Source organism: Methanobrevibacter intestini (assembly GCF_047402955.1).
GTDB lineage: Archaea > Methanobacteriota > Methanobacteria > Methanobacteriales > Methanobacteriaceae > Methanocatella > Methanocatella intestini.
Genome location: NZ_CP187956.1, coordinates 1138464 through 1152375, shown reverse-complemented (window position 1 = coordinate 1152375; position 13912 = coordinate 1138464). Strand labels below are relative to the sequence as shown.

Below are 13912 nucleotides of genomic sequence, written 5' to 3'. Positions count from 1 at the left end.
TATTATTTCTCCTATTTTTCACTTACTTCTACAACATCCAGCTGTTCACAAATAGATTTAACTCCTAAAACTTCGCCGACATTAGGTTCGGTTCTGTTTTCATCACCGGAAATTAATTCCTTAATATAAAGACCGCCTTCTGTTTTGACAGTCATTTCAAAAGTAGTATCATCAATTATTTCGCAGGAAACATTATGAACATGCTTAATTCTTACTTTATCGGCTCTTCTATGAAGTACTCTTAAAGGTGTTTGCTGATGAATTTCATCCAAATTGTTTAAAGTAGCTAATTTGTCCTTGTCATAAGGCTTATCGCATTTTACCAATGCTTTATAAATTTTATAAGCATCACTTGAAGATACTTTAATTTCTGCTTTTCTGTTCCGTTCACAGAATTTTAAATTATGATAAGCTGTTTTTCCCTCATTTATTTTATTTATTTTTTCTTCCAAAGCAGGCAAATCAATTTTTCTAATTTTAGGCTCTTTTATTTCAAGAACAAAAGGTCTTCCAGAACCCAACATCAATACATCAATGTCTTCACGACCCGCACCATGGAATTTAGCCTGCCAACCATTTGTAGCTTCCAAAATATGCTCAGACAATAATTCTTCTACAGATTCGGCATATTGCTTACCTGTAAAATTACATTCCTCACATCCTTTTCCATTACATTTGCCACATGGCCATTTTGTTTGAGGAATTCCCCTGACTAATTTGTTATATTTCCCTTCAATAAAAAGAGGATTAATTTGAATTCTAACTTTAGGTTCTTTTCTTAAATCAACATTAATTACAATATCCTGTTTTTCAAATTCAACTTCCTTTTCTAAAGTTTTTTCAATTTCACGACCAATTATTCTATTTATTTCTTTTTTAATCGGTTCAACATCTAAATCAAATTTTTCACTTAATTCATCATCACGGATTTTAATTTGCTTATCAATTCTGGATCCTACAAGAAAAGTATCAAATTCTATATCTAAAAAGTCAATTTTGTCATAAACTTTTTTAAACAGGTCATCGTTGATTTTATCAAATATATTTCCGCAAATCACACATTTTTCAGGCTCCGGGATTTCCAAATCTTCAAATATCTTTTCACCGCGATTTATATTATCCCTGCCATCTACAATATGGGAAAGTTTACGCCCTAAACAGTGTTTGCAAATTTGACCGTCAGTTTCTGCTAATATTTTTTTGGCTAAATCATACATATTAATCATTTCATGAAGTGGCCCATCATACGGTTCATTGAGCCATTACCAAAGCGTCCACGTTTTCCAATACCTTTCATGGTCTTTTTAGTATTGTTATAATATTTCAATAAGTCTCTGACTTCTGCTTCTTCAACACCTGAACCCATAGCTATTCTTTTAATACGTGACTGTTTAATTAACTTCGGATTTTCCATTTCCTTTTGAGTCATTGAGGACATTATGATTTTATATCCCTCAATTTTATCTTCCGTCATTTTAGATGCTTCTTTAGATACTTTATTTCCAAGTCCAGGAATCATACTTAAAACTTGCTGCATTGGCCCCATACTGTTCATCATTTCAAATTGGTTTTTCATATCCACCAATGTGAATTTACCGGACATCATGTTTTTCATGGTTTTTTCAGCCATGTCTTCATCAATGTTGTCTTCAGCTTTTTCTATAAGACTTTGAATATCACCCATTCCAAGCAATCTTGAAATAAACCTTTCAGGATCAAATAATTCAAAATCATCAATACGTTCACCAGTACCGACAAATTTAATTGGAGCGCCAGTTTCAGCTACTGCAGACATTGCTCCCCCACCTTTAGCTGAACCGTCGAGTTTGGTAATAATTATAGAACCAACATCTGTTGCTTGTGAGAATGCTTTAGCCTGTTCACCAGCTTGCTGACCAATTGTTCCGTCAATTACAAGAATAGATTCAGTCGGTTGGATAATATCATCCAAAGTATCCATTTCAGCAATTAAGTCTTCTTCCTGTTTATGTCTTCCTGCAGTATCAAAAATAATAACTTTCCTATTTTTAAACTCTTTTAAACCTTTTTGAGCTAAATCAAGAGCATCTTTATTGTCAGGATCTCCGTAAAGAGGCACTTGCATTTCTTCAGTTAATTGCCTTAATTGTTCATAAGCAGCAGGTCTCCATGTATCTGTACATACAACAGCAGGGTTGAAACCTTTTTTCTGTAAATATCTGCATAATTTACCAATAGTAGTTGTTTTACCACTACCTTGCAAACCTAAGAATAAAATTTTATAAGGTTTAACATCAATATCCAATCCTGCTGCGTCACCACCTAAAAGATTTACCATCTCTTCATAAATAATTGTTATAACATATTCCCTTGGAGTAATACCTTTCGGAGGTTCCTCTTCAAGAGCCCTACTTTCAATTTTTTTGGATAAATCTAAAACTAAAGCGATATTAACATCAGATTGAATTAAAGCACGTTGTATTTCTTTTACAACTTCTTTTATTGTTTTTTTATCAATAACTGACATCCCTACTAATTTTTTCATGGTTTTAGTAAGATTTTCACCTAAATTTCCAAGCATCGCCATAATATCACACGATTAAAATTAATTTTTTAAGAAAAATTTATATTAAATTTTATATTAAATATATATTATATTTAATTTAATTTTTAAATTTTTGTGTGAGATAAATGTTAGAAGAAGTTAAAAAATCTTTAGAAGCTTCTCCTATTGTTAAAAAAGGAGATTATAATTATTTTGTTAATCCTATAAGTGATGGAGTCCCAACTATGAAACCTTCAATGCTTCGTGAATTAGCAAATGTGGTGAAAGAACATGTTGATATGGATATTGATAAAATAGTTGCTATTGAAGCTATGGGAATACATTTAGCTACAGCTTTATCTTTAGCTACCGACATTCCATTTGTAATTATCCGTAAAAGACAATATGGACTTGAAGGAGAAAAAGAAATAAGTCAGAAAACAGGCTACGGATCTTCTAAATTATACATAAACGATTTAAAAGAAGGGGAAAAAATTCTTTTAATAGATGATGTTGTAAGTACTGGTGGAACCTTAATTTCAACTTTAAATGCGCTAAAAGAATTGAATATAGACATAAAAGCTGCAGTAGCTGTTATTGAAAAAGGTGAAGGTAAAAAATTAGTTGAAAAAGAAACTGGCATCCCAATATTTTCAGTTGTAAAATTAGATGTAATTGACGGCAAAGTAGTTATTGAAAAAACCATTGCAGATTAAAATGTCAATGTATAATATGGACTTGGACAAAGTCATAAGAAAAATCAATAAAAAAGGAGCAAGAACTGTAGGTCTTCAATTTCCGGAAGGCCTTAAAATGCAAGCTGTTAAAATAGCAAAAGCTATTGAATCACAAACTCAAGCAACAGTGATAATTTCTGGAGACCCATGTTTTGGAGCATGCGACGTTAGCGATTACAAAATGAAAGGTTCTGTTGATTTAATCGTTCATTATGGCCACACCCCCCTTCCATTAAAATATGAAGTACCAACATTATTCATAGAAGCTTTTTCTAATATTGATATCAAAAAAGACCTTGAAAAATGTCTTGAAAAGTTAGAAGACTATTCAAAAATAGCTCTTGTAACTACAACTCAACATCTACATTTGTTAAATGAAATTAAAGACTATTTAGAAGACAATGGCAAAGAGGTAGTTCTTGGATCATCTAAAAATACCAAAAAAGGACAGGTTTTAGGCTGTAATTTCTCATCAATTAAAAACTTAGATGCCGAAGTTTACTTATTTGTAGGTAGTGGAAATTTCCACCCTTTAGGAATCTATTTATTTACCAAATCACCAGTATTAGCCCTAGACCCATATAACAGTGAAATAAGAGATATAAGTGCTTTTGCAGACAGAATATTAAGAATCAGATTTGCAAGAATTACAAAAGCAAAAGAAGCTAAAAAATGGGGAATATTAGTTTCTTCCAAGGAAGGACAGTACAGAATGAAACTAGCTAAAGAAATTAAGAAAATTCTGGAAGACAATAACATGGAAGCCTATATCATAATGGCAGACAATATAAATCCAGAGATATTATTACCTTATATGGAATTAGATGCATTTGTTGTTTCAGCTTGTCCAAGAATAGCCATTGATGATTCCCAAATGTATAAAAAACCATTATTAACACCACAGGAACTTGAAATAGTTTTAAACAAAAGACAATGGGAAAAGTACCAATTAGATGAAATTTTATTCCATGAAAGGTACAAATAGTTTTAAATATTAATAAAAATAAAATTATTATATTAATATTAATAATTCCTTATTTTGGTGATTTGATTATGAGTATAAAAAACGGGGCATTCGTAATGCCTGGAGATAAACTAGGGATAATTGAGCAATATTTACTTGGAAAAGGTACCTATGAAGATAACGGCGAGATTAAATCATCAGTATTAGGAAATGTTCAAATTGATTCAAAAATGAGGACTATTACTGTAAAAGCCAAATCTGGCCAACCAGCTCTTTTAAAAATAGGTGACACCGTTTACGGACAAATCACAGATATAAAAACTCAAAGAGCTAATGTAAATATTGATTGTTTAACAAATAGTAGTAGACCTTTAGCACTTCCATATATGGGTGCAATTCATATATCCCAAGCAAAATCAGGATATTTAGACAAATTAACAGATGCTTTTAGAATTGGAGACATTATAAAAGCAAAAGTAGTGAAAATTACTGGAGATAATGTTGATTTAGCTACAGTGGATGAAGATTGTGGAGTATTAAAAGCAATGTGTACTCGTTGCAGAGATTATATGAACACCACACAAAAAGAAAATGAAGTCCAATGTAGAACATGTAATAAAAAAGAAAAACGTGAAGTTTCTATAAATTATGTTAATAGCTAATTAAGGTTGATATGATGGATAACAATACCAATATTGAAATTATTGAAGATAAAACATTAGAACTTGAATTTATTGTACATGGCGAAAGCCACGGAGTATGTAATGCACTTAGACACATCTTAATGCAAGATAGTGATGTCGAATATGCTGTTTACAATATTGATCATCCTCTTACTGGTGAACCAGATATGACCATCAAAACAAAAAGAGGAAAAAGACCTAGAAAAGTATTAAAAAAAGCAGCTAGCCAACTTAAAGATGATGCTGCAGACTTTAAAAAACTTATTGAAGAAACCTTATAACTTCAATAAAAACTTATTTTATTTTTGAGGGAGGTATGATGAAAAATTATAAAATTCCTTCATTAACCACAGACATTTTTATTTTTGATGACAACACTAATTTTATTCTTATTAAAAGAAAAAATGATCCTTTTAAAAATTATTGGGCGCTTCCCGGAGGCTTTGTAGAATATGGTGAGAGTGTAGAAACAGCAGCTATTCGTGAAGCTAAAGAAGAAACCAATATTGATGTAGAATTAATAGATTTGGTTAATGTTTACTCAAAACCTGACAGAGACCCCCGCGGACACACAATAACCATAGCATATATAGCTAAAGGAAATATGGATAATAAAAAAGCAGATAGTGATGCTTGTGAAATAGGTGTTTTTTCCCAAAAAGATTTGGCCAACATTGAACTTGCTTTCGACCATGAAAAAATTATTAAAGATTGTTTAAAGGCCGTTTCAAGTAAATTTCAATGTTAAAAAATAGTAAAAATATAAATAACTTAAGAATATAATTTAAAATGTTATAAAAGTTTTAATGAGAAAAAATATATAAGGGGTTAAAAAATATGGAATTTTGTCCTGAATGTGGATCAATGTTACTTCCAACAGAAGATAATGAATTAAAATGTAGTTGCGGATATACTAAAAAATTATCTGAAGATAAATCTGAATATAATGTTAATGAAAAAATTAAAGAAACTGATAATGTTATTGAAAAAGGAGAAGATGTAAATACACTCCCAACTACAAAAGCTGTTTGTCCAGAATGTGGTCACACAGAAGCTTCATGGTGGTTGCAACAAACCCGTAGTGCTGATGAAGCAGAAACACGTTTCTTTAAGTGTCTTAAATGCGGACACACCTGGAGAGAATACGATTAAGAGGATAGTTTATGAAAAAATCTAAAGAAAATGAGCATAGAATTTCTAATTTAAAGGATATGCTAAATAATGTCAAAGATGAAGATATAAACGAACCTAATGACAATTCAGAAGATGTATTCGACATAAAAGATGATGAAGAGTATGAAGAAGATAAAGAATTGCTTGCATACCTTCATGACACAGACAAAGAATACGAAATAAATGATGAATTTATTTATCGCCCTGATTCTGATTCAACACCTCGGGAAAATTTAGAAAAAAAAGAAATAAATGAAGATTACATCATCAAAACTAAATTAGAGGATACTGAATTTTCTGAAGATAATGAAGAATACAATGACGAATCCTCTGATTTAGATGGAAGCATATCAGAAGGTTTCGATAATTTATTAAATACAAAAATAGGTGGAACACCAATAATTGGAATAATTAGTTTAGCTATAGGAATATTGTTGCTTATTGGATCACTTATTATGTTTACAGGAGCTAGTGATAGGGTTATTGATAATGTATCCTCTGGAGAACATAATAGTATTATGGTATTTACTATAATACTCGGAATATTATTTGTAATAATAGGAGCATACAAAATATTTGGATTTAAACATGTAGATAAACTAGCGGATTCAATTAAAAATATAGATAATAAAGAAAAATCTGAAAAAGAAGAAATAAAAAAACCAAAAGAAAAAATTATTCCAAAAAGTAATATTCCATTAGACAAAGAATCTTACAAAATTGGAGAATTTGACATTGGTGAATTTAAAGAAAACCTTAAAAAACCTGTTTCTAAAATAAATGAATCTACCAAAACCAAACAGACAACATTAGATGATGTTCCTCCAGCTAAAGAAAGACCTGAAGAAGAAAAAGGACTTAGTCAAGAAGAAATTGAGGAAATAGAATACGAAAAAGCTAGTTTAGATAATGAATCTATTGATGATATTTTCTCAAATGTTGAAGAAATAGACGAAATTCCTATTGTTTCTGTTGATTCAAAAAAGAAAAATAAAAAAGAATAAATATAATCTGGGCCTGTAGTCTAGCCAGGAATGACGCAGGACTTCGGATCCTGAGGTCGGGGGTTCAAATCCCCCCAGGTCCGTACTTTTTTTAAAATGTTTTAATCTTTAAGCCTAACAATAGCTTCCTTAAAGAAATCAGGAATTAGAGAGCGGTATAATGGGCTTTTAAGAATCATATTAATATCCGAATCTAAAACATAAGTATAACATGAATCATCTTCTGCACGCATTCCACGACCGTAAGCCTGCATAAGAGTCATTACCGTTTTATATGCATACCATTTTTGGTCTCTTTTACGTCTCATATTAACCTGCTTATCTCCAAGATAAGGGAAAGGAATCTTATAAATAATCTGGAATCTGCATTTATCATAAGGTAAATCCACACCTTCACTCATTGACGGAGATACCAAAACCAAAGGATTCTCATCTTTTTCAAAATAATTCAATACTTCTTCCCTATTTTTTGAAGTATGTGAAATTAACCTTGAATTAGGCAAATTCTGATTAATATATCTTTGACATTTATAACTGTTAGTATGAATCAGACCTTTGTCATTTTTATGTTTTTCAAGAATCTTTTGTAAAATAGGAATTGTTTTAGGTGCAGTATTTTTAATTCTGTTTGCAGACATTTTACCTGCCAAATCTAAAATAATAGGCCTTTTTTCTTTTGAAAATGGACTGTCAACTTTAATATGATACACTTCATTAGGATTTAAACCTAACCATTTTGAAAACATCTTATGGGAAAGAATAGTTGCACTCATAAAGATAACAACATCACCATATTTTAACAAATAATCATTAGCATAGTGATGAACTCTTAATGGCTTAAATGCAACACCCTTATCATCAGAATCAATAACCCAGTTTTTAGGTTCTTTTTCCAGATTATTTTTAAGTGATTTAAGTCTTCCAATAGTTGATCTTATTCTTTCTGCCTTATTTTTAGAAACATCTTTAATATTAATATCTTCATAGCTTTCTGTAATAGCTGCAATTTCCATTATCCAATCTTCAATCTCGCCATCTTCCAATGTTTCTTTAGAAATTACCTTATTAATATCCTTTTCTAAACTATGATTAAATAAATCAACTTCCATTGTATTCATTAATTTGTTTTCAATATTGTGAGCCTCGTCTAAAATCAGTAAAGACCTTGTACCGAAATGTTTTACATAATTTAACTCTAAAATTCCATAATCATAGTTCATTAAAGTAATTGGAGAATTAACTGCATTTGCTTTTTGATTCCAATAATGACAATGCTGACCAGACTGATAAAATACAGCCCCGCCATGAGAATCTTCAAAAGCCAATTCTGCATCCAAAGTTGGATTTTTAGCTACGCCATATGGACAAAAAAAGTTACTTGAAGTTGGAGATGTCTTACAAGTCCCCATATCACAGGTAGACTCCAAATTATCATTTAAACAGGCAAAATTCCGCCTACCTTTAACTAATGGAAAATCAAACTCATCAGCGTATTGGGCCTGTAACTGTTTTGTCATTGTTAAAATATAAGCAGAACCATACATTTTAGCTAGTGTTGTAGCTATTGCAGATTTACCTGTTCCAGTTCCTGCTTCTAAAACAATATATTTATATCCCTGACGAATTGCATCATTAATATCCTGTATAATATCCAGCTGTCCCATCCTAGGTGTTTCAAAAGGGAAATTTTCAATTATGTCCCTTTCAATGTGAGGGCATTTTCCTTGAAGATATGAAACTGTATCTTCATCTAATCTATGATCTTCAATAGAATAAACTTCAGGAATTTCATCATCTAAAATAGAAGAAGTTCTTGGCTTTTGAAAGCTAAATAAATCAACAGAATCCTCATCTGATGAAGAAACCTCATCATTTGAATGACTGCAAGTACAATTACTTTTTAACATACCACAATTTGGACAAAAAATAGAATTAGACATCAAACAATATATTAGTTACAATACTATAAATAAATTATAGAAGTGCATATGAAAACTAATATTCACAAAAATTAAATCATAACGATGATAATATTACCAATACTAAAAAAATATTAGGAATGTGAATATCACCACTGATTAGAAAGAAAAATTATTTATATACTTATAAAAAATAAACAAAAAACGGATTAATTAAATTAAAATTTATACACTTAACCATAAAATATTAATAGCTACTTTTAATTTAAAGTGTAAAGTTTAATGTAAAGTTTTTTAGTTTCATGCAAAGTTTTTTTATGGAAAATTTTATTTAACATAATATATGTAAGATCTGCCCTTTTTTACTTTATTAATCAAATTTAAACTCTCTAATTTATTTAAATCTTTTGAAGCAGTAACTCTAGATATTTCAAAACAATTTAAATAATTATTGATAGTGAAAGTTTTATTTTCATTAACCATTAATGCAAATGCTTTTATTTGTCTTTCATTTAAACCTAATTTATCCAAAGGGTTCCTATTATTTTTATATAATTCTGGATCAATAGTATTTTCATCCCTTGCCCATAATGTTACTTTAAAAAATTCCCCCATTTCTTCAAATTTAGGTTCTTTTAAACCTTCCTCAAACATGGTTTTTTTCATTCTTGAAATACCCGTCCCATAATGTTCCATATATCCTGTTTTTGAAAATATATCACATATTATTTTATTTCTATGTAATGGATTAGCTGACTCTAAAGTGGCTATAGTTAATGGTGGAATTAATTTACCAGGACTTGTAATTTCTATCCTATTATCATATATATAAAATGTAATGGGTGATGAATTTATTTTATAGTCTCTATGTGCTACTGCATTTACAATAGCTTCTCTTACAACTTCAAATGGATACTCATAAGGTCTATTCTATCCATACCTACTACCACAGAACTAGTTTTTGTATTTCTACTGAAAAATAATCGAACATCCTCCATTAAATCAATTAACGTATTATATGAATTTTTTCTATCAATTATATCTGCCCTAGTTCCATTTTTAAATTTAGCCATTTTGATTTCATGAGGTATGTTAAATTTATTGATATTTTTAGCAAAGAATAACGCACCAGCATTATTAAAATGAAATATATTATTTTTCATACTACCTGCATTAATTATAGTTAACATTTCCTCAGGAGTTTTTTCTTCTTTTAATTGTTTTAAACTATTATTATTAACCGATTTAAAAAAAAGATTATAAGAATCCATATCAATATCTTTAGAACTTGAATAATCAATTATTCTTTTATCAAAATCATTTTCAACTATCTGATTATGGAGAAAATGCGTCAAACTTTTTTTAATTTCTTTAATTAATACTTCAATAGTGCCAAATGGTTTATATATGTGATTATCACTTATCTTAGCAATAAATTTTTCAATTTTACCATCCCTTTTAACAGAATCTTTTATAAAAATAAATACCTCATTTGATTTTTCATTAAATAAATCATATTCTGTTTCAGTAGGAGATAAACCAGTGTCTAATATTGTTCCATATTCAGACCCTATTAATCCAATATAAATATCTGAATCTAAAACATTTTTTCTCCAAGTATCATTTGGTGATTGTCCAGAAGAAGGAATATTTTCAAAGACAAAAACTTTAAAAAAATCATTAAGGAAATCATCGTTTTCAATCGTACTTACAATAGCTTCCCTTTCTTCTTTAAATTCGACCATATTACTGCTGATAAAAACTTTATATGCCATTTAAACCACCAAATATATTATATATTTTAATAATTTTAAAATTTTATTTTTATATACTAATTTTATTTATAGGAATAGATGAATATTATTCTCTACTACTTTTCAAATACAAAAGTGTATTATAAACAATATTATAAATAAACTATAGAAGTGCATATGAAAACTAATATTCACAAAAATTAAATCATAAAGATGATAATATGGCGAAAAAAGGAAAGTTAATTGGAATTGGTGTTGGACCTGGAGATACAGAATTACTTACTTTAAAGGCAGCTAAAGTTTTAGAAAGTGTGCCAGTAATATTCTCACCAAAATCAGCAAAAGAAAAGAAAAGTATAGCATTATCAATTGTAACACCAATTTTAGAAAAAAGACAGGATTATAAAAGATTAATGGTTGTAGAACCTTTATTCCCAATGATTGAAGATAAACAGGAGCTTGAAAAATATTGGAATAGTGCTGCAGAATTAATAGCTAACTATTTAGATGGCGGAAGGGATGTGGCTTTTATAACTCTTGGAGATCCTTCAATATTCAGTACTTATTCATATACTCAAAAGAAACTGGCTAATAATTATGAAATAGAAACAATACCTGGAATTACTTCATTTACTGCTTGTGCAGCTGCTAAAAATGAACCATTAGTTGAAAAAAATGACATATTAACTATTGTTCCAAAAATAGATGACAGACTAGACAATTTCCTGGAACACAGCGATTCAATTGTTTTAATGAAAGCTTCAAGAAATCCAAAAGAATTAGAATCCGCTATCGATGAAAAAAACAGACCTAAAGAAGTATTTTCAGTGCAAAATTGTACCAGGGAAAATGAAAAAATAGTGGAAGGTTTCTCAACTGAAAAACCATACCTTACAACAACTATAATCAAATTTACAGATGACTAAATTTCTTTAGGTTTGAAAGGCTCAACTTCAAAAACACAGTTTTCATCACCCATTGTACAACATTGAATTTCGATTACACGAACAGGTAATCCGAAAAATTCACTAAACAATGCTTGAAAAATACCTGTATCCAAATAACATGCAGGTTTTCCTGTTTTTGGAAGTAATTCGCATTCAAAACAGTCAGCAGCTGTGATTTTGATAATTTGACCTAATTTAAAAGATAATTTACCTAAACCTTTGGTTTCCCAAAATTCAGCAATATTTCCTATAAACACCTCCAAATCATCATCATACAACTTATTATATAAAGATTGACCCATACGTATTCCTGTAGAATGCAATACCGGATCAATGTTTATTCCTTCCTGTATAAGCATTGATCTCAAAGTATGAAATAATAAAACTGTAAAATCTCCATCATTTTCAACAATATTCTCAATTAAATATTCTGCTCTTGTTTCTTCAATTTCATTTTTCTTTGATACATCTACAGAGCCAAGATATTTGGAATTTAAATAAAAAATTTTTCTTCTACTATCTGATTCACCTAATCTGTATGAAATTATTCCATCTTCTCGCAAACTTTTTAAATGTACAGAAATTGTAGATTTTGATTTGCCAGTATTTTTAACAATTTCATCAAACTCCATGTCATTACTACGAAGCATTTCCAAAATTGTAAGTTTAACTGGGCTTTTAACAACATCAATGCCCATATCTGCATCTTTAGAAAATATTTGAAGTGGTTTTTGTTTAATCATTAAAAATATCTCCGTTTGTAACTATACTAACAAACTAAATTTATATAACTATAATATAATATTCGTATCTAATAAAATTAACCCTTTTTTATAAACTGTTTAATTTAAAAATGTTTCAAACACCCATTAACTTTATATATTAGTACATACATAATACAATTCTAATCATGCGAATTATTCGTATGAAATAAAACAAAATTCAAAAAGACATATAAGGCGATTCAAATGAAAGCAAATGCTCAAAAAATCGGTGATGGAGTATATTGGATTGGTGTACTCGATTGGGACTTAAGAAGTTACCATGGATACACTTTAGACGGAACAACCTACAATGCATATATTGTATTTGGTGAAGACCACGTAGCTGTTATTGATAATGCTTACCCAGGTAAAACTCAGGAAATGATGGCACGTATTGAAGATGCTTTCGCACAAGAAGGCAGAGATGAAGTAGTTGTAGATTACATTATTCAAAATCACGTTGAAAAAGATCACTCAGGAGTTCTTGTAGATTTACATAAAAGATTCCCTGAAGCACCAATTTACTGTTCAGAAATTGCTGTAAAAGGTCTTTTAAAACATTACCCTGCATTAGAAGGTGCAGAATTTGTTACTGTAGGTACAGGGGACACTCTAGAAATGGATGGCAGAACCTTTGCATTTTTAGATGCATTCCTATTACACTGGCCTGACAGTATGTTTACTTTACTTGTAGAAGATGGAATTTTATTCCCAAATGATGCATTTGGTCAGCATTTATGTTTCACAAAAAGATTCGACCACGAAATTCCGGAATATGTGTTAATGGATGCTGCACAAAAATTCTATGCAAACTTAATCACTCCACTTTCAAAACTTGTTCTTAAAAAATTAAATGAAGTAGTAGAATTAGGTTTACTTGAACAAATCAAAATGATTGCACCATCTCACGGTCAAATCTGGACTGACCCAATGAAAATTATCGGCGCTTATACTGACTGGGCACAAGGTGTGTGTGAAGATAAAATTACAATTGTCTACGACACTATGCATTACTCTACCCAAAAAATGGCTCACGAATTAGCTGAAGGTGCTATATCCGAAGGTTACGATGTTGAAATATTCTACTTACACGAAGATGAAAGAAGTGAAATCGTTAAAAGTATTTTAACCAGTAAAGGAATAGCTATCGGAGATCCTACCATTAATGATGAACCATACCCAAGTATTGGGGATATTATGTACTACCTGAAAGGTTTAAGATTTGATAAAACAAATATTAACAGAAAAGCAGTTACATTCGGTTCCATGGGTGGAAAAGGAGGAACTGCTAAAAAACTCGCTGAAAAACTTGAAAATTACGGATTTGATGTAGTAGATACTCAGGAAATTTATTACATCCCAACTGAAGAAGAAAATATTGACAGCTATGAGTTAGGAAAAACTTTAGCTAAAGCATGTAAAGAATTATAAAATATAAAATAT

The 13912-nt window shown here is 30.0% G+C and carries 15 protein-coding genes and 1 tRNA gene; 10 read left to right on the top strand and 6 right to left on the bottom strand.

The genetic code is table 11. From position 1 onward, the window contains the following. Window positions 1–11: 11 nt before the first annotated feature. Together ACMC9J_RS05265 and ACMC9J_RS05260 are read right to left on the bottom strand one after the other, a co-directional pair. Complete coding sequence (locus tag ACMC9J_RS05265) at window positions 12–1226, bottom strand: tRNA pseudouridine(54/55) synthase Pus10 (protein WP_427003002.1); 1215 nt, start codon at window positions 1224–1226, stop codon at window positions 12–14. Next, window positions 1223–2566, bottom strand: coding sequence for a signal recognition particle protein Srp54 (locus tag ACMC9J_RS05260; protein ID WP_019265247.1), 1344 nt, complete (start codon window positions 2564–2566; stop codon window positions 1223–1225). The genes ACMC9J_RS05265 and ACMC9J_RS05260 overlap by 4 nt, the downstream gene beginning before the upstream one ends. Window positions 2567–2670: 104 nt before the next feature. On the opposite strand from ACMC9J_RS05260, the gene hpt reads away from it, so the two are divergent. The 8 genes from hpt (at window position 2671) to ACMC9J_RS05220 (ending at window position 7168) form a co-directional block, all read left to right on the top strand. Further along, a complete protein-coding gene (gene hpt, locus ACMC9J_RS05255; RefSeq protein ID WP_019265246.1) occupies window positions 2671–3240 on the top strand; it encodes a hypoxanthine/guanine phosphoribosyltransferase in 570 nt (189 codons plus the stop codon). 1 nt (window position 3241) lies between these two features. Beyond that, entirely contained in the window at window positions 3242–4246 is a 1005-nt protein-coding gene (dph2, locus tag ACMC9J_RS05250; protein ID WP_019265245.1) for a diphthamide biosynthesis enzyme Dph2, read from the top strand. Between the two features lie 68 nt (window positions 4247–4314). Continuing rightward, window positions 4315–4887 (top strand): exosome complex RNA-binding protein Csl4, encoded by a 573-nt coding sequence (locus ACMC9J_RS05245; protein ID WP_019265244.1) that lies wholly within the window; start codon window positions 4315–4317, stop codon window positions 4885–4887. 11 nt (window positions 4888–4898) lie between these two features. Continuing rightward, window positions 4899–5189, top strand: a complete 291-nt coding sequence (locus tag ACMC9J_RS05240) for a DNA-directed RNA polymerase subunit L (protein ID WP_019266912.1) — start codon at window positions 4899–4901, stop codon at window positions 5187–5189. Between the two features lie 38 nt (window positions 5190–5227). Further along, window positions 5228–5656: an NUDIX hydrolase gene (locus tag ACMC9J_RS05235; protein WP_304130549.1), complete on the top strand. Its 429-nt coding sequence runs from the start codon at window positions 5228–5230 to the stop codon at window positions 5654–5656. An 89-nt stretch (window positions 5657–5745) separates the two neighbouring features. Next, a complete protein-coding gene (locus tag ACMC9J_RS05230) occupies window positions 5746–6060 on the top strand; it encodes a transcription factor S (RefSeq protein ID WP_019266911.1) in 315 nt (104 codons plus the stop codon). 11 nt (window positions 6061–6071) lie between these two features. Further along, window positions 6072–7085 carry a topoisomerase IV gene (locus ACMC9J_RS05225; protein WP_019265240.1) on the top strand — a complete coding sequence of 338 codons (1014 nt, stop codon included), beginning with the start codon at window positions 6072–6074 and terminating at the stop codon, window positions 7083–7085. A 9-nt stretch (window positions 7086–7094) separates the two neighbouring features. Further along, a tRNA-Arg gene (locus ACMC9J_RS05220) sits at window positions 7095–7168 on the top strand. Between the two features lie 18 nt (window positions 7169–7186). Here ACMC9J_RS05220 and ACMC9J_RS05215 read toward each other — a convergent pair. The 3 genes from ACMC9J_RS05215 to ACMC9J_RS05205 all read right to left on the bottom strand — a co-directional run bounded on the left by ACMC9J_RS05215 (window position 7187) and on the right by ACMC9J_RS05205 (window position 10779). Continuing rightward, window positions 7187–9025 (bottom strand): helicase C-terminal domain-containing protein, encoded by a 1839-nt coding sequence (locus ACMC9J_RS05215; RefSeq protein WP_427003001.1) that lies wholly within the window; start codon window positions 9023–9025, stop codon window positions 7187–7189. 306 nt (window positions 9026–9331) lie between these two features. After that, entirely contained in the window at window positions 9332–9790 is a 459-nt protein-coding gene (locus ACMC9J_RS05210; protein WP_427003634.1) for an ATP-binding protein, read from the bottom strand. A 110-nt stretch (window positions 9791–9900) separates the two neighbouring features. Continuing rightward, complete coding sequence (locus tag ACMC9J_RS05205; protein WP_427003000.1) at window positions 9901–10779, bottom strand: DUF4062 domain-containing protein; 879 nt, start codon at window positions 10777–10779, stop codon at window positions 9901–9903. Between the two features lie 200 nt (window positions 10780–10979). Between ACMC9J_RS05205 and cobI the strand changes: the two genes are divergently transcribed. Next, window positions 10980–11684, top strand: coding sequence for a precorrin-2 C(20)-methyltransferase (gene cobI, locus ACMC9J_RS05200; protein WP_019265235.1), 705 nt, complete (start codon window positions 10980–10982; stop codon window positions 11682–11684). Here the strand turns inward: cobI and ACMC9J_RS05195 are convergent. Further along, window positions 11681–12448, bottom strand: a complete 768-nt coding sequence (locus ACMC9J_RS05195; RefSeq protein ID WP_094516346.1) for a V4R domain-containing protein — start codon at window positions 12446–12448, stop codon at window positions 11681–11683. The two genes, cobI and ACMC9J_RS05195, sit on opposite strands and share 4 nt — an antisense overlap. Before the next feature lie 225 nt (window positions 12449–12673). On the opposite strand from ACMC9J_RS05195, the gene ACMC9J_RS05190 reads away from it, so the two are divergent. Then, a complete protein-coding gene (locus ACMC9J_RS05190; protein ID WP_019265233.1) occupies window positions 12674–13900 on the top strand; it encodes an FprA family A-type flavoprotein in 1227 nt (408 codons plus the stop codon). The last annotated feature ends 12 nt before the right edge of the window (window positions 13901–13912 follow it).

What these genes read in the sequence shown, in the direction of transcription:
- ACMC9J_RS05265 (WP_427003002.1), bottom strand. Translation starts at nt 1,226, where the DNA reads ATGATTAATATGTATGATTTAGCCAAAAAAATATTAGCAGAAACTGAC.
- ACMC9J_RS05260 (WP_019265247.1), bottom strand. Translation starts at nt 2,566, where the DNA reads ATGGCGATGCTTGGAAATTTAGGTGAAAATCTTACTAAAACCATGAAA.
- hpt (WP_019265246.1), top strand. Translation starts at nt 2,671, where the DNA reads ATGTTAGAAGAAGTTAAAAAATCTTTAGAAGCTTCTCCTATTGTTAAA.
- dph2 (WP_019265245.1), top strand. Translation starts at nt 3,242, where the DNA reads ATGTCAATGTATAATATGGACTTGGACAAAGTCATAAGAAAAATCAAT.
- ACMC9J_RS05245 (WP_019265244.1), top strand. Translation starts at nt 4,315, where the DNA reads ATGAGTATAAAAAACGGGGCATTCGTAATGCCTGGAGATAAACTAGGG.
- ACMC9J_RS05240 (WP_019266912.1), top strand. Translation starts at nt 4,899, where the DNA reads ATGATGGATAACAATACCAATATTGAAATTATTGAAGATAAAACATTA.
- ACMC9J_RS05235 (WP_304130549.1), top strand. Translation starts at nt 5,228, where the DNA reads ATGAAAAATTATAAAATTCCTTCATTAACCACAGACATTTTTATTTTT.
- ACMC9J_RS05230 (WP_019266911.1), top strand. Translation starts at nt 5,746, where the DNA reads ATGGAATTTTGTCCTGAATGTGGATCAATGTTACTTCCAACAGAAGAT.
- ACMC9J_RS05225 (WP_019265240.1), top strand. Translation starts at nt 6,072, where the DNA reads ATGAAAAAATCTAAAGAAAATGAGCATAGAATTTCTAATTTAAAGGAT.
- ACMC9J_RS05215 (WP_427003001.1), bottom strand. Translation starts at nt 9,025, where the DNA reads ATGTCTAATTCTATTTTTTGTCCAAATTGTGGTATGTTAAAAAGTAAT.
- ACMC9J_RS05205 (WP_427003000.1), bottom strand. Translation starts at nt 10,779, where the DNA reads ATGGCATATAAAGTTTTTATCAGCAGTAATATGGTCGAATTTAAAGAA.
- cobI (WP_019265235.1), top strand. Translation starts at nt 10,980, where the DNA reads ATGGCGAAAAAAGGAAAGTTAATTGGAATTGGTGTTGGACCTGGAGAT.
- ACMC9J_RS05195 (WP_094516346.1), bottom strand. Translation starts at nt 12,448, where the DNA reads ATGATTAAACAAAAACCACTTCAAATATTTTCTAAAGATGCAGATATG.
- ACMC9J_RS05190 (WP_019265233.1), top strand. Translation starts at nt 12,674, where the DNA reads ATGAAAGCAAATGCTCAAAAAATCGGTGATGGAGTATATTGGATTGGT.